The 25,615-nt window shown below is 49.4% G+C and carries 18 protein-coding genes, 1 tRNA gene and 1 pseudogene; 8 read left to right on the top strand and 12 right to left on the bottom strand.

What is annotated here, in order from left to right; all coding sequences use genetic code 11:
• Positions 1 to 185: 185 nt before the first annotated feature.
• Positions 186 to 890 (bottom strand): FadR/GntR family transcriptional regulator, encoded by a 705-nt coding sequence (locus H8K29_RS13285; RefSeq protein WP_186897962.1) that lies wholly within the window; start codon positions 888 to 890, stop codon positions 186 to 188.
• Positions 891 to 1,268: 378 nt separating this feature from the next.
• Between H8K29_RS13285 and garD the strand changes: the two genes are divergently transcribed.
• From garD to H8K29_RS13255, 6 genes are all read left to right on the top strand, one after another.
• On the top strand, positions 1,269 to 2,822 hold the full coding sequence (gene garD / locus H8K29_RS13280; RefSeq protein ID WP_186897961.1) for a galactarate dehydratase: 1,554 nt from the start codon (positions 1,269 to 1,271) through the stop codon (positions 2,820 to 2,822).
• A 145-nt stretch (positions 2,823 to 2,967) separates the two neighbouring features.
• Positions 2,968 to 3,792 carry an NAD(P)-dependent oxidoreductase gene (locus tag H8K29_RS13275; RefSeq protein WP_186897960.1) on the top strand — a complete coding sequence of 275 codons (825 nt, stop codon included), beginning with the start codon at positions 2,968 to 2,970 and terminating at the stop codon, positions 3,790 to 3,792.
• 122 nt (positions 3,793 to 3,914) lie between these two features.
• Positions 3,915 to 5,480: an ATP-binding protein gene (locus H8K29_RS13270; protein ID WP_186897959.1), complete on the top strand. Its 1,566-nt coding sequence runs from the start codon at positions 3,915 to 3,917 to the stop codon at positions 5,478 to 5,480.
• Positions 5,477 to 6,163: a response regulator gene (locus H8K29_RS13265; protein WP_186897958.1), complete on the top strand. Its 687-nt coding sequence runs from the start codon at positions 5,477 to 5,479 to the stop codon at positions 6,161 to 6,163. The genes H8K29_RS13270 and H8K29_RS13265 overlap by 4 nt, the downstream gene beginning before the upstream one ends.
• Positions 6,164 to 6,727: 564 nt before the next feature.
• On the top strand, positions 6,728 to 8,554 hold the full coding sequence (locus H8K29_RS13260) for an NACHT domain-containing NTPase (protein WP_186897957.1): 1,827 nt from the start codon (positions 6,728 to 6,730) through the stop codon (positions 8,552 to 8,554).
• A 1,014-nt stretch (positions 8,555 to 9,568) separates the two neighbouring features.
• Positions 9,569 to 11,446, top strand: coding sequence for a potassium transporter Kup (locus tag H8K29_RS13255; protein WP_186897956.1), 1,878 nt, complete (start codon positions 9,569 to 9,571; stop codon positions 11,444 to 11,446).
• Between the two features lie 72 nt (positions 11,447 to 11,518).
• On the opposite strand, the gene H8K29_RS13250 is transcribed toward H8K29_RS13255, so the two are convergent.
• Positions 11,519 to 12,379 (bottom strand): SDR family oxidoreductase, encoded by an 861-nt coding sequence (locus H8K29_RS13250; RefSeq protein ID WP_186897955.1) that lies wholly within the window; start codon positions 12,377 to 12,379, stop codon positions 11,519 to 11,521.
• An 87-nt stretch (positions 12,380 to 12,466) separates the two neighbouring features.
• On the opposite strand from H8K29_RS13250, the gene H8K29_RS13245 reads away from it, so the two are divergent.
• Positions 12,467 to 12,874 (top strand): helix-turn-helix domain-containing protein, encoded by a 408-nt coding sequence (locus H8K29_RS13245; RefSeq protein WP_255422949.1) that lies wholly within the window; start codon positions 12,467 to 12,469, stop codon positions 12,872 to 12,874.
• Positions 12,875 to 14,507: 1,633 nt separating this feature from the next.
• Positions 14,508 to 14,858 (top strand): annotated as a pseudogene (locus H8K29_RS18220) (methyl-accepting chemotaxis protein); the annotation flags it as partial.
• A 362-nt stretch (positions 14,859 to 15,220) separates the two neighbouring features.
• Here the strand turns inward: H8K29_RS18220 and H8K29_RS13235 are convergent.
• The 10 genes from H8K29_RS13235 to H8K29_RS13190 all read right to left on the bottom strand — a co-directional run bounded on the left by H8K29_RS13235 (position 15,221) and on the right by H8K29_RS13190 (position 25,608).
• Complete coding sequence (locus tag H8K29_RS13235; protein ID WP_186897953.1) at positions 15,221 to 15,595, bottom strand: MerR family transcriptional regulator; 375 nt, start codon at positions 15,593 to 15,595, stop codon at positions 15,221 to 15,223.
• Between the two features lie 9 nt (positions 15,596 to 15,604).
• Positions 15,605 to 16,018, bottom strand: coding sequence for an integration host factor subunit alpha (locus H8K29_RS13230; protein ID WP_186885145.1), 414 nt, complete (start codon positions 16,016 to 16,018; stop codon positions 15,605 to 15,607).
• Between the two features lie 41 nt (positions 16,019 to 16,059).
• Positions 16,060 to 18,486 (bottom strand): phenylalanine--tRNA ligase subunit beta, encoded by a 2,427-nt coding sequence (gene pheT, locus H8K29_RS13225; RefSeq protein WP_186897952.1) that lies wholly within the window; start codon positions 18,484 to 18,486, stop codon positions 16,060 to 16,062.
• A gap of 48 nt (positions 18,487 to 18,534) precedes the next feature.
• The gene (gene pheS, locus H8K29_RS13220; RefSeq protein WP_186897951.1) at positions 18,535 to 19,551 is read right to left on the bottom strand and encodes a phenylalanine--tRNA ligase subunit alpha; all 1,017 of its coding nucleotides are present in this window, start codon (positions 19,549 to 19,551) and stop codon (positions 18,535 to 18,537) included.
• 126 nt (positions 19,552 to 19,677) lie between these two features.
• Complete coding sequence (gene rplT / locus H8K29_RS13215) at positions 19,678 to 20,037, bottom strand: 50S ribosomal protein L20 (RefSeq protein ID WP_186885142.1); 360 nt, start codon at positions 20,035 to 20,037, stop codon at positions 19,678 to 19,680.
• A 29-nt stretch (positions 20,038 to 20,066) separates the two neighbouring features.
• The gene (rpmI, locus tag H8K29_RS13210) at positions 20,067 to 20,264 is read right to left on the bottom strand and encodes a 50S ribosomal protein L35 (protein ID WP_038493025.1); all 198 of its coding nucleotides are present in this window, start codon (positions 20,262 to 20,264) and stop codon (positions 20,067 to 20,069) included.
• A 156-nt stretch (positions 20,265 to 20,420) separates the two neighbouring features.
• Positions 20,421 to 20,942, bottom strand: a complete 522-nt coding sequence (gene infC, locus H8K29_RS13205) for a translation initiation factor IF-3 (protein ID WP_186885293.1) — start codon at positions 20,940 to 20,942, stop codon at positions 20,421 to 20,423.
• A 71-nt stretch (positions 20,943 to 21,013) separates the two neighbouring features.
• On the bottom strand, positions 21,014 to 22,924 hold the full coding sequence (thrS, locus tag H8K29_RS13200) for a threonine--tRNA ligase (RefSeq protein ID WP_186897950.1): 1,911 nt from the start codon (positions 22,922 to 22,924) through the stop codon (positions 21,014 to 21,016).
• A gap of 215 nt (positions 22,925 to 23,139) precedes the next feature.
• A tRNA-Val gene (locus H8K29_RS13195) sits at positions 23,140 to 23,216 on the bottom strand.
• 157 nt (positions 23,217 to 23,373) lie between these two features.
• Entirely contained in the window at positions 23,374 to 25,608 is a 2,235-nt protein-coding gene (locus tag H8K29_RS13190; protein WP_186897949.1) for a bifunctional (p)ppGpp synthetase/guanosine-3',5'-bis(diphosphate) 3'-pyrophosphohydrolase, read from the bottom strand.
• Positions 25,609 to 25,615 lie beyond the last annotated feature (7 nt).

The raw sequence follows: 25,615 nt of genomic DNA, 5'->3' as shown, positions 1-25,615 counted from the left end.
ATCAACGATGTCACTCCCGGTTTTGGTGGTGAGTGACTTGTCTGGAGCACCTCGCGTACTCCGTGCCGCTGCGACGAAGATGAGTACACAAAAAATATCAGTGTCTCACCGGGGTCTCAGCCGGTCGAAAAATCGGTAGTCTCTACCGCTAAAACTGGCAAATGTGTCTTTGCCTTATCAGTGTTTCAGCCGCGAGAAAAAGTTCTGGTTACACGTTCCAGATGCGCCCGCATCGCTTTGCGGGCAGCCGCCGGATCATGTGAGGCAATCGCCTCCAGAATATTTCTATGGTCCGTCAATGTTTCATGACGTAATTCTTCTGTCTGAAAATGCTCCTTCAATTTGTGCCATAAGCGGCCACGTTGATTCCATAAATATTCGACAGCACCGACTAACGCGCTATTACCTGTTGCTCTGGCGATGGACAGATGAAAATTCCTGTCCGCACTTTCATTGCTGGCGTAATTCGCGTGATGCGCTTCCATTTCCAGTACTGCTTTTAAAATGTCGTCAATCGCCGAATCAGTCGCCACACGTGCCGCAATTGCTGCGACTTCTGATTCAATCAAGCGCCGTGCCGATAACACTTCAAATGGCCCGGCACCGACTTCAGGCAAATGCGCCTCTGATTCAATAACCTGACTGACATACACACCAGAACCGCCACGCACTTCAACCGTACCGCTCAGTTCAAGTGCAATCAGTGCTTCACGTAAGGACGCGCGTGATACGCTGAGCTTTGTTGCCAGATCTCGCTCCGATGGAAGACGCTCACCAGGTTTGATTTCTTCTTCAGCAATCAATCCCTTAATCTTGTCTGCCACGACGCGATACAGGCGCGGCTCATGAGAAATTGCCTCGCTTTGTCCCACATTATTTTTTTTATTCATTTTTTGACGACCTTATCAACATAACAGCCAGTCATTTTTTGTTCGGTCAGGCCATTCTAATTTGGTCTGACCAAAACATCAATCTGGACTAGCCAAAAATTTATCATAGTGGCATACTCACCACAAATTCGGCACCAAAGATTATAGCGAAATGGCCGCAGCACTCCCAGATAAAATGCGATAAACCATTGAATTTAAATGAAATTAACTCTAAAAATTCAACTAATCTACAAAATTACGCATACCTGATCCAATAAAAATATTTTGTGACATCGGCGCATTTCGGTCTATCCAGTTATCATCTGGCCTGACCAATTTTTTAAAATTTTGCGCTAGTCAAAAAATAACACCAACGCAAAACCAGGCAAAGGATATTTCATGCAGCTTACTTCCGAGCAAAAACCCTTGTATATCAAGATGCACGACGATGACAACGTCGCCATCGTCGTCAATGATGGCGGGCTGCCGGCACATACCGTGTTCCCCTGCGCTCTGGAACTTGTTGATCATGTTCCTCAGGGACATAAAGTTGCGTTAACAGACTTACCCGAAGGCAGCACCATCCGGCGTTATAACGTGACGATTGGCTATACCAACACTGATGTAAAACGTGGTCAGTGGCTCAATGAAACATTGATACGCATGCCGGATGCCCGCGTACTCGACAATCTGCCGATTGCGACCGTATCGCCAACACCGTTGCCGCCGCTTGAAGGCCATACGTTTATGGGCTACCGGAATGACGATGGCAGCGTAGGAACGCGTAATATCCTCGCCATCACCACGACTGTGCAATGCGTGTCAGGCGTGGTCGAACATGCAGTCAAACGCATCAAAGCAGAATTACTGCCGGACTTTCCAAACGTCGATGACGTTATTGGGATTGAACACACCTATGGCTGCGGTGTTGCGATTGATGCGCCGGGTGCAGAAATCCCGATTCGTACCATCAGAAATATCGCACGCAACCCGAATTTCGGCGGGCAGGCAATGGTCGTCAGCCTTGGTTGTGAAAAACTACAACCAGCCAAACTCTTCCCTGCCGGTAGTTTCCCGATTAAGAATGAGGCACAGCCTCCCGTTGTCTGCCTTCAAGACGCTGCGCACATTGGCTTTCAATCGATGATTCAATCCATCATGGAACAGGCCAAAGCGCAGTTGACGATACTGAATCAACGTCAGCGCGTGGTATGCCCTGCTTCTGATCTGGTCGTTGGCGTGCAATGCGGTGGCAGCGATGCTTTTTCCGGCGTTACCGCAAACCCTGCGGTCGGTTTTGCCACCGACTTATTAGTCCGTGCTGGTGCCAGCGTGATGTTTTCCGAAGTGACAGAAGTGCGCGACGGCATCGATCAACTCACTTCACGCGCCACGAGCCCGGAAGTCGCCAATGCCATGATCAGGGAAATGCAATGGTATGACGATTATCTGAAACGTGGCGGTGCAGACCGCAGCGCCAACACGACGCCGGGAAATAAAAAAGGCGGGCTCTCCAACATCGTTGAAAAAGCCATGGGGTCCATCGTCAAATCGGGCTCATCGCCAATTTCAGGCGTGTTATCGCCCGGTGAAAAACTTCAGCAACGCGGCCTGATTTACGCAGCAACGCCTGCCAGCGATTTTATTTGCGGCACTTTACAAGTCGCAGCCGGAATGAATCTGCATATCTTCACCACTGGCCGCGGCACACCTTATGGTCTGGCACCGGTACCAGTGATTAAAGTGGCGACACGCGATGATCTGGCGCGACGCTGGCATGATCTGATGGATATTAATGCCGGTAAGATTGCGACTGGCAACGCCACCATAGAAGACATAGGCTGGGAACTTTTCCACATGATGCTCGATGTCGCCAGCGGTAAAAAAACCTGGGCTGAACATTGGAAACTCCATAACGCACTGGTCTTGTTCAATCCGGCGCCGATCACCTGATTGTTGATCGCAATCTATGCTGCTGACAGACCGATTTCAATGCGCTGTCAGCAGAAATTACAGCGGCGGCTCAGGTCAATTAAACGCATCACAAACGCATCATTGACTGACACTATTCATTACACAAAATAAAAAAGAGGAAACTATGGACAAGCAAGTTGTAGCAAAACCCTTTCACCGCATCTTATTGACCGGCGCCGCTGGCGGTCTGGGAAAAATCCTGCGTGAAAAACTGAAAGACTGGACGGATATTTTACGTGTCAGCGATCTGGCTGATCTTGGTGCAGCACAAGAAGGCGAAGAAGTCGTGCAATGCGACCTTGCCGACAAAGCAGCGGTAATGGATCTGGTGAAAGATGTAGAACTGATTCTGCATTTCGGCGGCATCTCCGTTGAAGCCAGTTTTGAAGACATCATGCGTGCCAATATTCAAGGCACCTACAACATTTACGAAGCGGCGCATCACCATAAAGTACGCCGCGTGATTTTCGCCAGCTCTAACCACACTATCGGTTTTTACAAAACCACTGATTTCATTGATGCGACGATGCCACCACGTCCAGATGGTATTTACGGCGTCAGTAAATGTTTTGGTGAAAGTCTGTCACGTTATTACTATGACCGTGTTGGCATCGAAACCGTGTGCGTACGCATAGGCTCGGCCTTCCCTGCGCCGGCCAATCGCCGCATGCTGACGACCTACCTGAGTTACGACGATTTAGTTGAATTACTGCGTTGCGCAGCCTTCACTCCACGCGTCGGCTACACCATCGTATTCGGTGTCTCCGACAATCGTGAAAAATGGTGGAGTAATCACGCGGCATCACATCTGGGCTATGAACCAAAAGACAGCTCAGACAAATTTGCGCATTTATTCCCGGATACCGGTCGCTATCCGGATGCTGATGATGTCGGCAGCACGTATCAGGGTGGCGGCTTCATTCTGAGCGGCCCACAGTACAAACCATAATACAAACCATAAGTTGCAATAACAGCGCCAGTGATGTGATCAACTGGCGCTGACATTTCCGCGATTGAATCAGTCAGAAAATCCTGATGCGTTCTTAATATCGTCTATGGTACGCTGCTCAGATGAACAAAATCACTGAGCTCCTGCAGCGACCGCACTCCCCGTTAAGAGATAGCTTTTCTATCTTTTTACTGCTGGCATTAGCCAGCGGTGTCAATGCGCTGATTGACCCTTATGTCTCGCTCACCAGTCAGTCTATGATCTATGTGCTGGCGGTAGTTATCGCTGCATACAGTCTAAGCTGGATTTACTCTGTCACCTGCGCCCTCGCCGCGGTGGCCGCGCTGAATTTCTTTTTTGTCCCGCCCCGTTGGACGTTCAGAATAGATCAATCGGAACATTTCATTGCACTGATCACGATGCTGGTACTGGCCTTGGTGATTCATCGCCTGACATCCGGCCTACGCCGCGAAACCGAGATCGCGCATCTGAATGAGCAACGCGCACGACAATTGCAACATCTGGCGGTACGACTCGCCGCATGCAATACCGCTGACAATATTTACGGCTTAGGACAACAAGCGTTCGACGATTCTTTTTCCGGCGTCAACCTGCTTGGTCTGAACGACGTCAACGGAAAATTACATTGCCGCAATGAGCTGCCCGCAACCATACGCGATGGCATGGCGTGCTGCATGAAAGAAGGCAGCGTCATCGGCGCGGGCACCAATCGCTGGTCTGATCTCGACGCATGGTATTTACCCATAGCAGATAGTCATCCGCATGGACAAATGCTGGGCGCTGTATGCATACAATCCGTTGCTGCAAATGACAGCAGCGGCCGCCAGCATGCCGAAGCGCTTTGTACGATACTGGCGCAGGCGCTCTTGAGATTAAGCCTGAACGCCAGCATTCTGGCTGCGCAACGCGAAACAGAGCGTCAGCAATTACAGGGCATATTTTTAGCGGCGGTCTCGCATGATTTACGTACACCATTAGCCGTCGTGGTCGGTGCAGCATCCGCGCTGCAACTTCAGCATGCCAAACTCAGCACAGCCGAACAAGAACACCTGCTCGACAGCATCATCAAAGAAGCCGGATATTTATCGGCGCTGACAGAAAACACCCTGCAACTTGTGCGTCTGGAAAACACACCGCAATCGCTGGTGCGGGATTGGGAATCCATAGAAGAAATCATCGGCAGCGTGCTGGCGCGGGTGCGCCAACATGACACAGACAAACGCATTCAGCTTCAGCTTCCGAAAGGCCTGCCATTGGTCAGAGTCGATCCGGTTTTGATTTCGCAACTGCTGGCGAATTTGCTGGAAAACGCCCTGAAATATACCGATGGCGACATACAACTGCACGTCAGCATACAGGGCGCACAAGGTTCTGATGAACACAACGCCGATCAGCATCAGCAGTGGATGCGGATCTCGGTGAAAGACAGCGGTAAAGGCATACCGGAACACGAACAACTCAGTATTTTTGAACCCTATGTGCGTGGCGATCACACCGATCGCAGCAGCCAGCGCGGCTCAGGACTCGGGCTCGCCGTTTGCAAGGCCATCGCAACTGTGCATGGCGGCAATCTGGTGCTGAACCAGCCACAGGAAGGCGGCAGCGAATTCAGCTTGCAGTTACCGCTGGATGCGCAACCACCCGCACTTGCAGGAGAGTTGTCATGAGCATCCGCGTGTTAGTGGTGGAAGACGACAAAGAGATACGCTCACTGATACAGGCATCGTTGTCTGTCGAAGGGTTTACCGTGCAAACCGCCGTCTCCATCAGCGAAGCCAGCGCCATCTTAAAACATGCGTTGCCGGATGTGATGGTGCTCGATCTGGGCCTGCCCGATGGTAACGGAGCCGACCTGGTGCGCCAGGTGCGCAAGCAAAGCAATCTGCCGATTCTGATTGTTTCAGCCAGACACCAGGAAGCCGAAAAAATTGCCCTGCTGGATGCAGGCGCAGACGATTATCTGACGAAGCCATTCAGCGTCGGTGAAATGCTGGCGCGCATCCGGGTCGCCTTGCGCCACCGGGGCACCAACGTGCCCGCCGCCACAACCGAATACACGCTGGATGGCTTACACATCGACCTCAGCACCCGCCTGGTCGAACGCCACGGCCAGGTTCTGCATCTGACCAAAACCGAATTCAGCTTACTTGCACGCCTGGTGCGCAGCAGCGGCAAAGTCGTCACACACCGCCAGCTGCTGGTCGATGTCTGGGGCGAAGAATTCATCGACCACACGCATTACCTGCGACTCTACATGGCACAACTGCGCGCAAAAATCGAAGACAACCCGACAGAACCCCGCTACCTGCTGACAGAAACCGGCGTCGGCTATCGCCTGGCCGCCATCTAGCGCCAGCATCGTCATCTGCCACTAGCCCCGTCAAAATGCTCAAAATATACTCCCCGGGGTATCTCTACAAGCCCAATGTTTCTGAAGGGATTAAGGGTGTTTTATTAAAAACAGGGGGGAGTATGCAAAATTCAGGCTGTTTACCTGCAGTTTTGAGGATGATTTTTGTCTGTTGCCAGCGTAGGCAAATGCGTATCCAGTAGGCATGTTTTTTCAGTTGCGAAACGTGAATACAGGTAACACTTCCGTTCCCGCAGCTATTCGAATAAACGAGCTTTGGCGATGCCGTTGATGTGATCCTTTTTTTTGCTTGGATATGCGCTATCTTTAACCGGTATACCCAAACATAGCCAGACTAGATAAATAGAAAAAGGCATAGCAAGCGTATGGTTAATTTTTTAACGCTGAGTTAAGATGCAATCTTGCAAACTTAAATCTCGGCTGTAACCTTAGAGGCCTAATACGTCATCCAAAGCCGATGCCTTCGGTGCGGCCTTAACTCCCAAGTTAGGTTTCACGACTTCCGCAGCTGATGCAACCCAGCTACTGTTAATTAAGGAAAAAATGAGCGCGACCATAATCGGATTATCAGCGATAGCAAAGGCAGCGTCTCCGATAATAAAAGACATTTACGACGGCGCAAAGGGAACAGTCCAAAGGTCGCTTGACCGCTGGACCGCGACAGGATTCTCAAAGAAGATTGCTAGACAACTTTCCGACATCGACTCTGTGCGAACGATATGGAGCCCAGAAAAGAATGTTTCACTCAGAAGTTTCTACTATCCGAGTAGGCTTCGTTCTGCTGAAGAAAGATCAACGGTCCTAGAGTCAATTACCGATCTTGGTGAAGGCTGCATAGTCATTCAAGGCATCGTTGGCCAAGGAAAATCGATTCTACTTCGCTATCTGGCACTCCAAGAAATTCTCCGTAAGGACAACCGACGCCTACCGATCTTTCTTGAGCTGAGAAAAGTCACAAAATCGACTCCATTAATCGCATCTATTCACAAAGCATTGTCGGCTTATGATGTTAATGTAGACGATGCATTGTTCGAATATCTGGCTGCATCAGGAAAGATTGTAGTACTCCTCGATGGCTTCGATGAATTGGAAACGCCACTGGTTAGACAAGCGACTCTTGACCTCGAACACCTTGCGCAAAAATTCCCGGAACTTCAGATAATTGTAACTTCAAGACCAAACAACGAGGTTCAAAAACTCAACTCCTTTCGAGTACTGGAAGTCGGTCCGTTGCATGCAGCAGACTACCCTCCATTTCTGCAGGCACTAGGTCTTGAACCCGTCAAAATTGTCGATATCGTGCACGCAATTCAGTCGAGTCCGAGTCAAGTAGCGGGGTTGATTGTCACCCCCCTGATGTTAACCTTGGTAGTATTTGTCTACCAATCCGAAAAGCAGATTCCAGCCGACCTCCCCGAGTTCTTTGATAGACTTTTTTACACAGTCTTTACTCGCCACGATAAGCTTAAGGCCGCCTTTGAAAGAGAGCACCACTCAGGACTCTCAGAAAGGAAACTCCAAGCCCTCTTTGAGGCATTCTGTTTCATGAGCCTTCAACTCGGAACCAGCCGGACTCTGAGTCCAGCACAGTTCAATGAAGCCTTTGAGCTTGCACAAGACTACCTTGAAGGATCAGCATGCAAGGAATCTGCGTTCAGAAAGGACATAACCAAGGTTGCATGCCTGATGCTAGAGGAAGGTGTCGGAGACGCGACGTTCCTTCATAAGAGCATCGCTGAATATCACGCCGCTGCATTCGTAAAAAGTTCTGATGATGCATTCGCTAAACGGTTCTACGAAGAAGCCACCGTGTCGTGGGTTCACTGGCAGGAATGCCTTGGCTTTCTACAGAGCATTGATCCCTACAGATTCTCCAAATATTTCGCGATCAACAATCTACGTTTAGCGATTTCATTGTTTGAAGAACTTGCCGCGTGCAAAAGTGGAATACAACTACAGACCATGATGCCCTCATGGATGAGCAAAACGTACGTCGCTTATCGTGCGTCGCCGGATAAGGCTGGAACGTTTAAGCGGTCCTCATTTGGGAGTTGGCAAGAAGCAGACAACTTCTATGCACGAGAACTTAGCGACGTGCTGTCAACAGCCGCGTTCCTCACCGGACCAGAAATTCTAACTGAATCCGAGGTATCGGAACTTCGTGCCGAAGAAATGCAAATCTCAGCTCATCTGAACAACGAAATAGAATTCGCATTCCCGAAGTTTCTGGATCGATGGGGAATCGATAAATGCCAGAGGAGTCTGGCAGATCATATCTATAAGCTGAAGGAAAAGCTAAAGGAAGCGGAAGTTCACGCCAACAAGCTGAATAGCCGACCCATGATCTTTGACAGAAAGCGAAAGAGCTAGCCTTGCTCCAGTTCCGCAACCACATGAAGTTCATAGTCTTGTCCGCCCTCAGCATCTGCATTACTGTCCGATGTATCGCGAGCGAACCCTTGGCGCAGTCGCGTAACGGTAAGGTCAGAGTGGAACGAATGCCCGAAGTTGTTGAGAAGGAGTTCGAGGGCTGCAGCTGCAACTTTAGCAGCAGCCACGGTCAATCTTCGACGGTTATGGCCTGGATCTATGGGGTGCAAGAACCGACAGAAGCCGCAATGCAGATAAACGGAAAAACCGAGCGCCAGGTACTTGTAGGAGTGAAGAGCCGCCGTAAGGGAGGCACAAACTCTGAGCCCCAGGTCGGCGATAAAACTGAATACAGATTCTCGGCACCTGCCAGCGGAACGCTTCTGAGTTGTAAGGTATCTCAGACCTGTTGGGGAACGCCAGGCTGTGAGTACATTGGCTATTCCTGCACTGCCAAAGTAAGCTCAGCCGGCAGTCAGGTCACGCTTTCCGTATCTGGGGGCTGCGGGTGCTAAATCAGCTTTCTGACCTGCGGTATATGTCTCCTTAAAAAAACAAGCTTCTACTCATAGCAATCACATTAACCGATATCAGTATTCACTACCGTGTGCCTGGTACCCAAACAACCACCTCCAAACACTCTCAAAACCCTAAAAATATACTCCCCCGAGTATGTTTACAAGCCCAATGTTTCTGCAGGGATTAAGGGTGTTTTATTAAAAACAGGGGGGAGTATGCAGAATTCAGGCTGTTCGTCTGCCGTTAAGGGGACGATTTAAGCGCTATTGAAGGATGCGTTCTTCCGCTATAAGCGCTCCATTTTCATCACGCGCAGTGTGCGTTCGCCGCGCGTTCGCCAAGAGCTGTACCGGTGCGAAGTTAGCACTGCGTTGTGTTGTGTTGGAAAAGCGCACGCCTGACGCAGTTATTGATTCATTCCTGATTATTTCCTTATGCTTTCCTGATGCCAGCCACCGCATAGTGCATTTCTGTTCATTGAATTTCGGGAATTGTATGAGTCAACATTCTGGCCGCGAAAGCATGGCTGCCTTAACGCTCGGTGCGTTGGGCGTGGTCTATGGCGATATCGGCACCAGCCCTTTGTACACCATGAAAGAGGTATTCAGTCCCGCGACGGGCGTGCCTTTGGATGCGACGCATCTGATCGGCGCGGTATCGGTCATCTTCTGGGGGCTGATGATGGTGGTGACGCTGAAGTATGTTCTGCTGATCTTACGCGCAGACAACCGCGGCGAAGGCGGCATTATGGCGCTCACCGCATTAGCCGCGAAAGCGGCTGGTAATACGGGGCAGCGACGTTTAATCCTGTTGCTGACCGGTGTTTTCGGTGCGTCTTTATTTTATGGCGACAGTATTATCACTCCGGCGATTTCTGTACTGAGCGCGGTCGAGGGATTAGAGGTGGTCTCAATGGGATTCAAGCCCTATGTCTTGCCGATCTCGATTGCCGTGCTGATTGCTTTATTCGCCGTACAGCGCTACGGCACAGCGGTGGTCGGCAAATTGTTTGGCCCTGTGATTGTGATCTGGTTTGCTGTGTTAGCCGTCGCGGGGATCAGTGAAATCATGTTGCAGCCAGCGATTCTTGCTGCACTCAATCCGCTGAACGCGATTCGTTTTTTAAGCTCACAAGGCTGGCATATTTTTATCGTGATCGGTGCGATTGTGCTCGCGTTTACGGGTGCCGAAGCGCTGTATGCAGACATGGGGCACTTTGGAAAACGCCCTATCCAATTAGCCTGGACAGGCATGGTGTTACCTGCGCTGGCAATCAACTATATGGGTCAGGGTGCCTTGCTGATGCGCGATCCATCGGCGATTGAAAACCCGTTTTTCCGCTTATTCCCTGAGCATCTGCTGATACCCGCTGTGGTGCTGGCAACGATCGCCACCGTCATCGCTTCGCAAGCGGTTATTTCCGGTGCGTATTCGATGACTAAGCAAGCGGTGCAGTTGGGGCTGCTGCCGCGCATGCAGGTGAATTTCACCTCAGCCAAAGAGATGGGGCAAATTTATATGCCCGGCGTTAACTGGTTGCTGCTCGCTGGCGTATTGTTCGCCGTTGTCGGCTTTGGCAGCTCTTCCGCGATGGCGGCTGCCTACGGTATTGCAGTGACGGTGACGATGATGATTACGACCATCTTAACTTTTTTCGTGATTCATCACGGCTGGAAAATGCCTTTCTCGTTGGCAGTCACTGCGACCGGCGTATTTTTAACGCTGGATATTTTGCTGGTGGTCGCGTGTTCGCTGAAATTTTTGCAGGGTGGATGGTTTCCGCTGGCGATGGGCGTTGCGATTTTTCTGGTGATGGCGACCTGGCGGCGTGGTCGTGAATTATTGATCGACAGCATACGCAAAGGTGACCCTGAGTTATTGCCGTTCGTGACCGCCTTATCCGGTGACAACACGCCGCGCGCATCGCGGACTGCGGTGTATGCAGTCGCGAACCCAGATACGGTGCCACAAGCCTTATTACATAATCTGAAGCACAATCAGGTGCTGCATGAACGCAATATCATCTTGACGGTGAAGTTTCATGATGTGCCGTGGGTGCCGTTTGAAGAACGGGTACAAGTCGAAGCCTTGGCTCCTGGGTTCTGGAAAGTGAAACTGAACTATGGCTTTAAAAATACGCCGGATATTCCGAAAGCGCTGGAGTTATGCAAGGCACATGGCCTGACCTTGAATATGTTTGAGATTTCGTATTTCCTGAGCCGCGAAATCGTTGTGCCAACCAAAGGCACGGGGATGGCGCACTGGCGGGAAATTTTATTTGCACTGATGTCGCGTAACTCGCTCAGCGTCGTCGATTATTTCCATCTGCCGAATAATTGCGTGATCGAACTGGGTACCCGGGTGCAGATTTAAGTCAAAAAGTATTTTCAGCAGAATGCAGCCAGCCGTCGATGAGCATGATGATGACTGGCTGCATTCCTATTTTCAGGATGCCGACGCGAGCGCAGCTTTAAGCAATACTGGCAATGCCGTGGTTGGGCGTGCGATCAGTTTGCTCAATTGATGGCTATCATCAAACAACCCGCCTTGCGATGCACCAACATCAGATTCGGACAGCAACACTGCCACAGCTTCAGGCAGACCCGCACTCAGCAAGGCATCTTTATAAGCGCTTTCCGGCAAATTCTGATAAGCCACTGCTTTAGCTGATTGCCGCGCGATTTCTTGCGCCAGCTCTTGCAGAGAATACGAATCATCACCTGCCAGCTCATACATCCGCCCGGCCTGATTTTCACTGGTCAGCACGACTGCCGCAGCCTCGGCATAATCGGCGCGGGCAGCAGATGAAATGCGACCGTCTCCGGCACTTCCCAGCAAGACACCGTACTGTAAAGCAGCTGGCACGCTGGCGAGATAGTTCTCGGTATACCAGCCATTTCTTAACAGAACGACTGGCAAACCAGAAGCCTGCAGCAGTTGCTCGGTTTCTTTGTGCTCGGCAGCCAGCGGCAATGGAGAAGAATCTGCATGCAAAATACTGGTATAGGCAATCAGTTCAACACCGGCGTTTTTCGCCGCATCGATCACGGCTTTATGCTGAGATACGCGCTGCCCGATTTCACTGCTGGAGATGAGCAGTAATTTTTCACCCTTTTTGAAAGCGCCAGCAAGCGTTTCCGGGCGACTGTAATCGATCTGCCGCACCTGTACACCGCGCTCGGCCAAATCATTCACGCTGTCTGGCTTACGTACCGCCGCGACGATCTCACTGGCTGGAATTTTTTTTAATAAGGCTTCTATCACTAAACGACCAAGCTGGCCGGAAGCACCTGTGACGACTATCATGGTAAATCCCTTTGTAAATTGAGTAGGAACAGGCATAATAGCGCCTTAGCTAACTAAAAGTAAGTACGCACAAAAAGGTAAGTAAGAATGAAAATGAAAGCGGTCGAAATACCTTTTGCACCGAGCCTGGCAGACAGAATGCAGCGCGGCGATCTGTTCACCGAGAAATGTCCATCCAGAGAGATTCTTAAACACGTCACCAGTCGTTGGGGCGTATTGCTTCTGGTGGCGCTGTTAAGCGGAACGCAACGCTTCAGCGATTTACGGCGCAAGGTCAATGGCATCAGTGAAAAAATGCTGGCGCAAACCTTGCAGTGGCTGGAAGCGGATGGCTTCGTTGAGCGGATTTCTTATCCTGTGGTGCCGCCGCATGTGGAATACACGCTGACGCAATCCGGCACCGAAATCGCAAAAAAAGTAGAAGCGCTGGCAGATTGGATAGAGTTGAACCTGCCGGAAATTATCGCTGCACAAAATCAGAAAAGTGAGCAATAGGCAAGCCTGCAAGCTGCTCATTCCGATCACATTTTTCACTTCACTCAAAACGGGTCTGGCCTGAGTGCCCGCCCCGCTTGATTTGCGCGGCGTCTGTCCGCTGATCTGGTGCCGATTCACACTCCGCAGTGAGTCCGCCGGGTAATTCAAGGCGCGTCTGAACACGCTTCCCTAAGGTCATAACGAAGTCATATTTAAGAACTATTCTCACGTTAAATATGTTTCCTCCATGCATTTTTCCTTTAAGAAAATCGTGCTCAAACTCCTCTCTCCCGCCATTCGTCTGACGCAAGGTTTTCGCATCGGGCATAAGGTCGCGTTCATCGCCGCGGCATTTTCTATTCCTCTCTTCATTGTTCTGACGCTGCTCTTCATCGAAATGCGGGCTGAGGTCGGGATTAGCAAAGAAAAGCAATTCGCCATACAGCAGATACACGGATATCAGGATCTGGAAACACTGATACGGAAACAAAGGGCATTGCAGCATCTGCAGCTCAATGGCAATAAACAAGTTGCCGATGCGATCAGCTCAAATCAAAAGCAAATTAATGAGAGTCTGAAAAAGCCGGACGTTAACGACGACATAAAAAAACGCTGGCAAGATCTGATTGGTCAACAAGCGAGCTTAAAGTCTGCCGTCAGTTTTACCGAATACACCAAATTATCAGAGCGCTTGAATCAGCAAATTCAGGAGCGTGCTTATGCTTCCAAGCTCGCTCTCGACAGCGATTTCGTCACTCATGAACTGGCGAATATCTATCTGACCGGTATTCCTTCCATCGCAGAGAAAATCGCGGTGATGTCCGCCCGTGGCGCAGCATATATCGATACTGGCTTATTTGAAGGTGGCGAAGATGTGATGCTCAATTCGTTGCAACTGATGGCGAAATACGAGTTAGTGCAGTTGCGACAAAGAGTGGATTCGCTGGAAAAAAGCAATCCCGATTATCAAACTGAATTCCGCTCGCTTAAAGCAGCGATCGGCGTCTCGGAACAATATCTGGAAAGAGCCAAAGATGAAGTTCTGTCTTCAGTCAATCAAAGCTCAGGGAACGCATTTTTAAAAGCCGGCGATGAAACGCTGGCAAATCTGAACGCTGCGAGTAAAACCGTATCCACGCTGATTGATCAGCGCCTGACGCGTCACGCGCAACAACTGAATCAGAAAATAGCCAAAATGTTTTCAGCACTCATGTTGTTGGTACTGATCGCCAGTTATTTTTTGCTCGGAATCTATTTTGCACTGTCGAGAGACATCAAAACACTGACTGAAAATATCGAAAAAACGGCATCGGGAGATTTAATTCAGATGCCTGAACGCAGCGGGCAAGATGAGCTGGCGCAATTGATTAACGCGGTCACAAAAATGAATCAGGGCTTGAGTCACCTTGTGCAAAATATCCGTACTGGCGCTGAAAACGTCAACAACATTGCCCATCATATCCATAATGAAAATGCAGAGCTTGCCAACCGTACTGAAACGCAGGCTGGCTCTCTGCAACAAACAGCAACCTCCGTCGAGGAACTGACCAGCACAGTGAAAGAGAATGCGGGCAATCTGGCGCAGGCAAGCAGCCTCGCCAACACATCCGCAGAGCACGTGCAACAAGGCTTGCAGGTTATGGATAAGGCCATCGTATCGATGCAATCAGTCACATCCGGTACGCGCAAAATTGCGGAAATTATCGGTGTGATGGATGGCATTGCATTCCAGACCAATATCCTTGCGCTCAACGCGGCAGTTGAAGCAGCCAGAGCCGGACAGGAAGGGCGTGGCTTTGCAGTAGTCGCCAGCGAAGTCAGAAATCTCGCGCAGCGCAGCGCGAATGCCGCCAAGGAAATCAAGTCCTTAATCAACACATCAAGCGAAGCAGTACAACACGGTAACAACATGATAGATTCGGCGGGAAAAACGATGCAGGAAATCGCCGAAAATATCGCTCAAGTGACCGATCTGATCCGGCATGTGGCAGATGTCAGCCGGGAGCAAAGCATGGGTATTTCCAGCGTCAATGAAGCAATCGCTGCTATTGATGAAATCACGCAACACAATGTCAGCCTCGCAGATGAGGGAGCGAAATCAACCGCCAGCCTAGAGGATCAGGCCTCAGCGCTGATTGATGCAGTCAGTGTATTTAAAATCTACCAAAGCGATATTCATATGGAACATGAAGAACAAGGTCAATTGCTGAGATTGAAACAACAGAAAAGGAAAATTGAATTGAAAACGGCAGAAACTCAAACTGAATCTGCCGTAGTACGATTGCGTACAATCAAGAGGTAATAATAAGGAAGTAAAACATCAGGAAGTAAAACATCCAAGGGCATTCACTCTGCCCTTGATGTTTATTGCGGGGTGAGCAGATTCAGTATGGAGCGTAGCTCATCACGAATGTAGTGCAGATCCACCGGAGTTTCCACCACTTCGTCAGTTTCCTGGATACGCCCAGCGGCACTGCCGAGTTTATTGCGGGCACCGTTGATCGTGAAGCCCTGCTCATATAAAAGTTCGCGGATACGACGTATCAGAAGCACTTCATGATGCTGGTAATAACGACGGTTGCCCCGCCGTTTTACCGGCTTCAGTTGCGAAAATTCCTGCTCCCAATAACGCAAAACGTGTGGCTTAACGCCACACAATTCGCTTACTTCTCCAATCGTGAAATAACGCTTGGCCGGAATCGGTGGCAAGGTCACTGTTTCGATTTTAATTTCAGTCATGAGAATCTTTTAAGCAGCATGAGCCAATGGTTGACCGCTGATGTCATCCACCATACCCTTCAATTTCTGGCTGGCATGGAAGGTGACAACACGACGGGCAGTAATCGCAATTTCTTCGCCTGTCTTAGGATTGCGCCCGGGACGCTGTGGTTTGTCTCTCAACTGAAAATTACCGAAGCCAGACAACTTCACCGCTTCGCCGCGTTCCAGTGCATCACGAATTTCATCGAAAAAGGTTTCCACCATATCTTTAGCTTCGCGCTTGTTGAGGCCGACCTGCTCAAACAACAGCTCGGCTAACTCAGCTTTAGTTAAAGTGGGTAACTCTTTTTCCGCTTGAGAACGCGCCCTGGCCTCCAGCATCGCACGATTTAAATCGGCATCCAGCACCGATTGAAATTCAGCGGAATTTACGTCATTCATTATCAAACTCATCTAGTCTATACGGGCGTAAGCCAATCATCTTAGCGCAGCTTGGCAGCAAACTTCAAGCCTGCGGCCTGAGTCAATGCGGTCATTGCGGCTTCAACCTTGTCATCTTGCAATGTAGCTTGAGTATCTTGTAAGCTAAAGCGGAAAGCAAGACTTTTCTCATCTGCTTCCAAGCCCTTACCACGATATTCATCAAACAAAACAATAGCTTGCACAATTTTACAGGCTTCGTTCCGGCCTATTTCAGCGTTAAACACGTCGAGCATATCCTGTACGGAAACTGACTGTTTAACAACCAGAGCAAGATCACGCTTCACAGCTTGAAACTTCGATATTTCCTGATAAACCGGGACATTGACCGATTGCAAAGCTGCGGTATCGATTTCAAATACAACCGGCGCCAGCGGTAAATCGTATTTTTGTTGCAAGCGTGGATGCAGTTCACCGATAAAGCCAACCATCTTGCCATCACATTCAATACTGGCACTGCGACCCGGATGCAAGGCAACGTGTTCATTTTTGATGAAACGCAAGACTTTTGGTGCAAACAAAGCCTCGACATCGGCTTTTACATCAAAGAAATCAACGTTACGCGTTGCCACACCCCATTGTTCTTCAACGACAGGACCATAAGCGAGTCCAGTCAGATGCTTAGGCTGGCGATAACCCGCGACTTCCAGCGGACCGTCCTGTACGGAAGAATCACGCAGATAAACAGCGCCGATTTCAAAAACACGGATACGGCTGACTTTACGATTCAGGTTATAGCGGGCATTCGCTACCAGGCTACCGATCAGATTGGTACGCATCACACTCATCTGACTGGCGATAGGATTCAATAACTTCACAGGCTGATCGTTACCGGCAAAGTCTTTTTCCCAAGCTTCCTCTACGAAGCTGTAATTAACCACTTCCTGATAATCCATATCAGCGGCCAGCGCACGCAAATCAAACAGCGAGCGTTGGTTTTCCGGTGCGATCAGCATGGCATTCGCGGCAACCGGAGGTAAAGCCGGAATATTCTCAAAACCGTAAACGCGGGCGACTTCCTCAATCAGATCCTCTTCGATTTCGATATCGAAACGATAGGACGGTGGCGTCACCAGGAATTCACCGGTCTGCTGCGTAAATTGCAATCCCAGACGTTTGAAAATATCGGCGATGACCTCATCAGTCAACGGCACGCCGATGACTTTTTGTGCCCGTGCGGTACGTAATTTCACCGGAAAACGTTGCGGCAAATTGATAATCTGATCGTCAACCGGACCCAGTTTTACCTGTTCGCGGCCGCCACAAATCTCAACGATCAAAGCACTGATACGTTCGATATGTTCGACGATATTTTCAAAATCGACGCCACGCTCAAAGCGATGTCCGGCATCGGTAGAGAAATTAAAACGACGGCCCCTGCCCTGAATTGCCTGCGGCCACCAGAAAGCAGCTTCGAGATAAATGTTTTGCGTATCCAGAGAAACAGCGGTTGAATCGCCACCCATGATGCCGGCAAGAGACTCGATTTCTTTTTCATCGGCGATCACGCCAACCCATTCATCAACCTCAACTGTATTGCCATTCAGCAGCTTCAGTGATTCACCTGCTTTACCCCAGCGCACATTGAGTCCGCCATGGATTTTATCGAGATCGAATACGTGGGATGGACGCCCGAGTTCAAGCATCACATAATTGGAAATATCAACAAGCGCAGAGATAGGACGCTGTCCGCTGCGCTCAAGGCGTTGTTTCATCCAGTCAGGGGTCGGTGCTTTCGCATTGACGCCACGAATCACGCGACCGCAGAAACGGCCACACAGATCAGACGCGGAAACTTTCACCGGCAATACTTCCTGCAAGGATGGCGCAATGACATCCGTCACAGGCATCTGCAAAGGCGTTCCGGTCAGGGCAGACACTTCTCTTGCAACACCTAAGACGGATAAGCAGTCAGCCTTGTTCGGTGTGAGCTTGATCGTAAACTTCAGATCATTCAACTCATAGTAATCACGGAAATTCTGGCCCACTGGCGCGTCTGACGGCAATTCCATCAAGCCGCCATGGTCTTCAGACAATTTCAATTCGCGTGCAGAACACAACATGCCTTGCGATTCAACGCCGCGCAACTTGCCTACCTTAATCACGAACGGCTTACCGTCAGCCCCCGGAGGCAAAACCGCGCCAGCCGTTGCACAAGGTACACGCATGCCAACGCGGACGTTCGGCGCTCCGCAAACGATATTCAACAATGTGCCAGTGCCGACATCAACCTGGCACACATTTAAACGATCAGCATCGGGATGCTTGACGATTTCACGAATCTCCGCAACCACGACATTGTTGAAAGGAGGAGCAACAGGCTCCACTTCTTCGACTTCCAAACCTGACATAGTCAACAGATGAGACAACTCATCCGAAGTCATCTTCGGATTGACCATGGTGCGGAGCCAGTTTTCAGAAAATTGCATAATTCAGCCGTCTATTGTTAGATGCTTGAGCTCAGATTGCTCAAAAAATTAGTTGAATTGCTTCAGGAAGCGCAAATCGCCTTCATAGAACAAGCGCAGATCGTTGACGCCGTAACGCAGCATAGTCAGGCGTTCCAGGCCGGAACCAAACGCAAAGCCTATGTATTTTTCAGGATCGAGTCCCATGTTCCGGATCACAGCAGGATGCACCTGACCAGAACCCGATACTTCCAGCCAGCGACCTTTTAAAGGCCCGCTACCGAAAGCGATATCAATTTCAGCTGATGGCTCGGTGAATGGGAAATAGGAAGGACGGAAGCGCACCTGCAAATCGTCTGTTTCAAAAAACGCTTTTACAAAATTCAGATAGACACCTTTCAGATCCGCGAAGCTGATATCTTCGGCAATCCATAAGCCCTCAACCTGATGGAACATCGGGGAGTGTGTCGCATCGCTGTCAACACGATAAGTGCGGCCAGGTGCAATAATTTTGATTGGTGGTTTGCTCATGCGCGCATATCGCACCTGCATAGGGCTGGTATGCGTACGCAGCAGCAATTGCTTACCCTGACTATCCTTACCATCAATATAGAAAGTGTCCTGCATAGAGCGGGCAGGATGATTTTCAGGACTATTCAAAGCAGTAAAATTGGTCCAGTCGGTTTCGATCTCAGGGCCGTCAGCGACGTCAAAACCAATTGAACGGAAAATTTCTTCAACGCGCTTCCAGGTGCGCATCACAGGATGAATGCCACCGATACCTCGGCCACGCCCGGGCAGTGTCACGTCAATCGCTTCGGCATTTAAACGCGTCTGCAATTGCACGTCTGCCAAAGCATCGCGACGCTCAGTTAAAGCATTTTCGATTTTGACTTTAGCAGCATTAATCACCGCGCCCTGCACTTTGCGCTCATCCGGAGACAATTTCCCCAGACTCTTCATCTGTTCGGTAATCTGGCCACTTTTGCCCAGGTACAATGCCTTAGCATTTTCAAGTGCGGCGGCATCCGGTGCCGCGAGAAAATCAGCACATGCCTGGCTGACGATTTGATCTAAAGGGTTCATGCGTTGTTCCCGCTTACTGTGAAGCTGAAATAATGAGCTGAAAACAAAACGGGGCATAGGATTCAACCTCTGCCCCGCTTGATATAGCGATGTTTAACACATCGCAACGACTACAAATTACTTTGATTACGCAGCCAGGTTGGCTTTAACTTGATTAACAATCGCAGCAAACGCTGGTTTGTCCATCACAGCCATGTCAGCCAGTACTTTACGGTCGAGTTCAATAGAGGCTTTTTTCAAGCCGTTCATGAACACACTGTATGTCATACCGTGTTGACGGGTTGCTGCGTTAATACGGGTGATCCACAATGCGCGGAATACGCGTTTTTTATTGCGGCGATCGCGGTATGCGTATTGACCTGCACGCATAACTGCTTGCTTAGCAATACGGAATACTTTACTACGACGACCACGGTAACCTTTAGCAAGGTTCAGAACTTTCTTATGACGGGCACGAGCGGTAACCCCACGTTTTACTCTAGGCATAATAACTCCTTAAAATAGTGAGTATGAGGTTAAGCGGTAGGCATCATGCGCATGACTGATGTCACGTCGGACGCATTGATGTTACGTGTACCACGTAATTGACGTTTGTTCTTTGTGGTCTTTTTAGTCAAGATATGGCGCTTGAAAGCGTGACCACTCTTTACTGTTCCACCTGGACGTACACGAAAGCGCTTCTTAGCAGAGCTCTTTGTTTTCATTTTTGGCATAACACTATCTGTCGTTGACGACAGCTCCGGTTTTATATGATGGTAGGTGGCAGCAATAAACGCTACTCTTGGATGCCTACTTCTCACTTATTGTGATCTGTTCCTGACGAAACAGATCTATCGTAATACCCGTACCAAACAAGTACTACAAAATACTTATTTCTTTTTCTTAGGTGCCAGAATCATGACCATCTGGCGCCCTTCCATTTTTGGAAACTGCTCTACCTGGCCGTAAGGCTCCAAATCAAGCTTCAGGCGCTCAAGCACACGCATACCGATTTCCTGATGCGCCATTTCACGACCACGAAAACGCAAAGTAATCTTTGTTTTATCGCCGTCATCCAGAAACTTGACCAGATTACGCAGCTTGATGTTGTAATCACCATCATCTGTACCAGGACGGAACTTCACTTCTTTCACCAAAATGACTTTTTGTTTCAGTTTGGCTTCGTGAGCTTTTTTCTGTTCCTGGTATTTAAACTTGCCGTAATCCATCAAACGACAAACAGGAGGCTGGGCAGTGGGTGCAATTTCCACCAAATCCACATTAGCCTCTTCGGCCAAACGGAATGCCTCACTCAGTTTAACGATACCCAGAGGTTCATTATCAACGCCGGACAAGCGCACTTCAAGCGCGGTAACTTCCCCGTTGATACGATGTGTTCTTTCGGTAGCTATTGCAGTTTCCTTTAAAAAATTAAATCTTTACCGTGCCAATCTCGCTTACAGCAAGATTGCGGACTGATCTGTTAAACCTTAGTGTCTGCTTCGTTTTTTAAACGAGCTATGAAGGCATCAAGAGGCATTACCCCCAGATCCAGATTGCCACGCGTACGCACAGCGACTGTGTTTGCATCTCGTTCTTTATCACCTATTACTACTATGTAAGGCATTTTTTGAATAGAGTGCTCGCGTATTTTATAGGTAATTTTCTCATTACGCAAATCCGTGTTAACTCTAAACCCTTGTTTCTTCAGGATTTCAGCAACAGATTTTGCGTATTCTGCTTGCGACTCCGAGATATTTAACACGGAAACTTGCACTGGAGATAACCACAAAGGCAAAGCGCCGGCATGGTTTTCAATCAAAATTCCGATGAAGCGCTCCATAGAGCCAACAATAGCGCGATGCAGCATTACCGGCACTTTGCGACTGTTATCATCAGCCACATATTCAGCACCCAGGCGACCCGGCATAAAAAAGTCGACCTGCATAGTACCGACTTGCCAAGGACGACCCAAGCTATCTTTCAGGTGGTATTCGATTTTCGGACCGTAAAATGCGCCCTCACCCGGCAATTCTTCCCATTCAGTCACGCCACAAGCGCGCAAGCCAGCGCGCAGCGTTTCTTCAGCGGTATCCCAGACTTCGTCACTGCCAATGCGATTTTCTGGCCGCAAGGCGAGTTTGATTGCAATATTTTTAAAGCCAAAGTCGTCATAAACCTTCATTGCCTGAGGGTGAAAAGCAATTACCTCATCCTGAATTTGTGCCTCTGTACAGAAAATATGTCCATCATCCTGAGTAAAGCCGCGCACACGCATAATTCCATGTAAAGCACCGGACGGCTCGTTGCGATGACACTGACCGAATTCACCGAACCGCAATGGCAGATCGCGATAACTCTTCATTCCAGAATTGAAAATCTGCACATGTCCAGGGCAATTCATCGGCTTCAGCGCATAAGAGCGATTTTCCGACTCTGTGATAAACATATTGTCTTTATAGTTATCCCAGTGCCCGGTTTTACCCCACAGACTACTGTCGAGAATCTGCGGACCTTTCACTTCCTGGTAACCACAATCCTGATAAACCTTGCGCATGTATTGCTCTACTTGCTGCCAGATAGTCCAGCCTTTCGCGTGCCAAAATACCAGGCCCGGAGCCTCATCCTGAAAATGGAATAAATCCAGCGACTTACCCAGCTTGCGGTGATCACGCTTTTCAGCTTCTTCCAGCATGTGCAGGTATTGCTCCTGATCTTCTTTTTTAGCAAACGCAGTACCGTAAATACGCTGCAACATTTCATTCTTAGAATCACCACGCCAGTAAGCACCCGCAAGCTTCATCAATTTAAAGACTTTTAGCTTGCCAGTGGATGGCACGTGCGGACCGCGACACAAATCAGTAAAAGTACCCTCGGTGTAAAGAGAGACATCCTGATCAACAGGAATCGACTCAATGATTTCTGCCTTATACGCTTCACCGATCGATTTAAAGTAAGCAACAGCCTCATCTCGCGGCAACACCTTGCGGACAACTTGCTCATCTTTTTTAGCGAGCTCAGTCATTTTCTTTTCTATCGCAAGCAAATCGTCAGGAGTAAATGGACGCTTATAAGAAAAGTCGTAATAAAACCCGTTTTCGATCACAGGCCCAATTGTCACCTGCGCATCGGGAAATAATTCTTTTACCGCATAAGCCAGCAAATGCGCTGTCGAATGACGAATCACATCCAATCCATCCGCATCTTTGTCGGTCACAATTGCCAACTCAGCATCTCGCTCAATCAGGAATGAGGTATCCACCAATACGCCATCAACTCTGCCAGCGAGCGCCGCCTTTGCCAGGCCAGCACCAATACTGGCAGCAACTTGCGCCACGGTTACAGGCGCATCAAATTGACGTTGCGAACCATCAGGAAGTTTTACTGAGACCATGTCACTCTCCATAGTGGCAGAAGTTTGCCGAAATTTGCGATTAGAAAATAAAGACGAAAAAAAAGCACGGCTAGCCGTGCTTTTTCAAATTTGATACAGACGAAAAAGATCCTCGACTAGAGTCGCTCCCAAACCATTTGCGTGGTAGTTCGCGGTGTCATAACCAGGATGCCTTTCTCGCTCTTATCTAAAATACTTATATTTCTTAAATTCATTGGTAGACACGATTGGACTCGAACCAACGACCCCTACCATGTCAAGGTAGTGCTCTAACCAGCTGAGCTACGCGTCTAAAGAAACCGAAGTATAGCAGAGACCCGCGAACAATTACTAGCCCTGAACCGAACTTTTTCTAAGAACCGGACAAGTACTTGTATTTTTCCCCGTATGTATTCCAGCGCCAGCAGCAACACTTTGAGGCCAACCGCATTCGCCCCACCCCACTTGCATTATTGCCTCCGAACCTCAAGCACTCCACTCACTTCACGTATTGTCGTCAATGCTTTTTGTAATTGCGAAGTGCCGCCGATTTCAGCAGTAAACGACATCCGGGCCTGTGATTTTGCACTCTGCGTATTTACGCCAACCACATTAATTTTTTCCTTAGAAAAAACCTCAGAAATATCGCGCAACAAACCCTGCCTGTCCTGTGCCAATACAAAAATATCGACAGGATAAACCGTATCCTTACCGTGCTCGCCCCAAGTCGTCTGTATCACCCGTTCGGGTGCTTTATTACGCATTTCTGCGAAGTTTTTGCAGGTCAGCCGGTGAATGGAAACGCCCTTACCTCGGGTGACAAACCCAACGATATCGTCCGGCGGTGCGGGCTTACAACAACGGGCCAACTGCGTCATCAATCCATCAGTTCCGACAACCAGTACGCCAGATTTCGCACCTTGCGTAACACTTGATGCGCGACTCTTATTGGTGATATTCAGATCATCAGGTATTTCGACCGGGCTATCCCTGAGCACTGTTTCTATCTGTCTGAGACTGAATTCCTCTTTACCGACAGACAGCAACAAATCATCCAATGCGGCAAAGCCCAGCTTCCGCGCCAACTCCTCGAGATTAACGGCAGTCTTACCTTCACGCTGCAACGTTTTTTCGACCAGTGCCCGCCCCGATGCCAGGGTTTCCTGCTGATCAATAACATTAAACCACGCACGAATTTTGCTACGGGTACGGGTACTGACCGAATACTCGGAATGCAGCCAGTCTCTCGATGGACCAGACTGCGCAGATCCTGCCTTCAGCGTAATGATTTCAACGGTCTGCCCATTCCGCAGACGCGTGTTTAACGGCACCATCACGCCATCGACTCGGGCACCGCGACAACGATGACCAACGTCTGTATGCAACTGATAAGCAAAGTCAACCGGTGTCGCCTCTCGCGGCAATTCGATCACTCTTGCCTGCGGCGTCAGAACATAAATCCGCTCATCCAGACTTGCAGACTTCAGCTTTTCCACCCACTCTCTTTGTATGTCTTCGTGCTCAACAACCGCGTCAGCAACCTCACTTTTCCAGGCAAGTAACTGTCGCAGCCAGGCAATTTTTTCGTCATATTCTTGTGCCGTGAAGTTAGAGCCGCCACTCTCTTTATAACGCCAATGTGCAGCGACTCCATATTCCGCGAACTGGTGCATTTCTTTCGTCCGGATCTGTACCTCAAGTGGCCGGCCATCCTCAACAACAACGACTGTATGCAGAGATTTATAACCGTTCGATTTTGGGCGGGAAATGTAATCGTCAAATTCTTTAGGAATCGGTGCCCAGACGTTGTGCACAAGTCCAAGTACAGTATAACAATCCTTAATATCATCAACAACGACCCGGAACGCGCGCACATCATAGAGTTCGTCAAAATTAACTGACTTACCCTTCATCTTTTTCCAGATACTGTAAATGTGCTTAGGACGGCCAGACACCTCGCCTTTGATACCTGCGTTTTTCAATTCAGAGGTTAAACGTGCCAATGCCGTTGCAACGAAACTCTCGCGCTCCACACGCTTTTCTTCCAGCATTTTGGCTATGCGCTTGTATTGTGCAGGCTCGAGAAAGCGGAAAGATAAATCCTCAAGCTCCCACTTCAGTTGCCAGACGCCCAGCCTGTTTGCCAACGGCGCATACAGGTTCATCGTCTCGCTGGCATATTGCTGTGTAGCGCTGTCTTCGCGCTTGCACTCGGCAAAATAGCGCAAAGTAGTCACCCGTGACGCCAACCTGATCAACACCACCCGCATATCGGTTGCCATTGCCAGCATCATTTTGCGCAACGTTTCCATCTGCGCTGCAGCTTTCTCGGCCGCATCCTTGCCATGACCGACATCATGATGGGTTAACGCGGTCTCCCGGAGTTTCATCAGGCGCCGGATGCCGCTGACCAGATCTGCAATCTCTTGTCCGTAACGGGCTTCGATTTGCTCGGCCGCGATCGGGCTTAATTCAGGCAATTCGAACAATAAAGCAGCAATACGTGAGTCTATATCAGTGCGCAACATCGCCAGTGTGGAAGCCACTCCACGCACAAACTGCAACGCATTCTGTCCGGTAATTACGTCTTTTTCCGCATAAAACGGCGTAACAAATTCGAGTGCAGAAATGAGTCTATCTTTCTCTGCTTCTGAAAGACCTTCCAATAACTGTGATTCTGATGCGGCAACTGATGTCGATACCATACAATTC

It is taken from the genome of Undibacterium sp. CY21W (assembly GCF_014284265.1).
Taxonomy (GTDB): Bacteria; Pseudomonadota; Gammaproteobacteria; order Burkholderiales; family Burkholderiaceae_D; genus Undibacterium; species Undibacterium aquatile.
The sequence above is the reverse complement of the archived record's forward strand: the minus strand, read 5'-3'. Positions and strand labels throughout refer to the sequence as shown.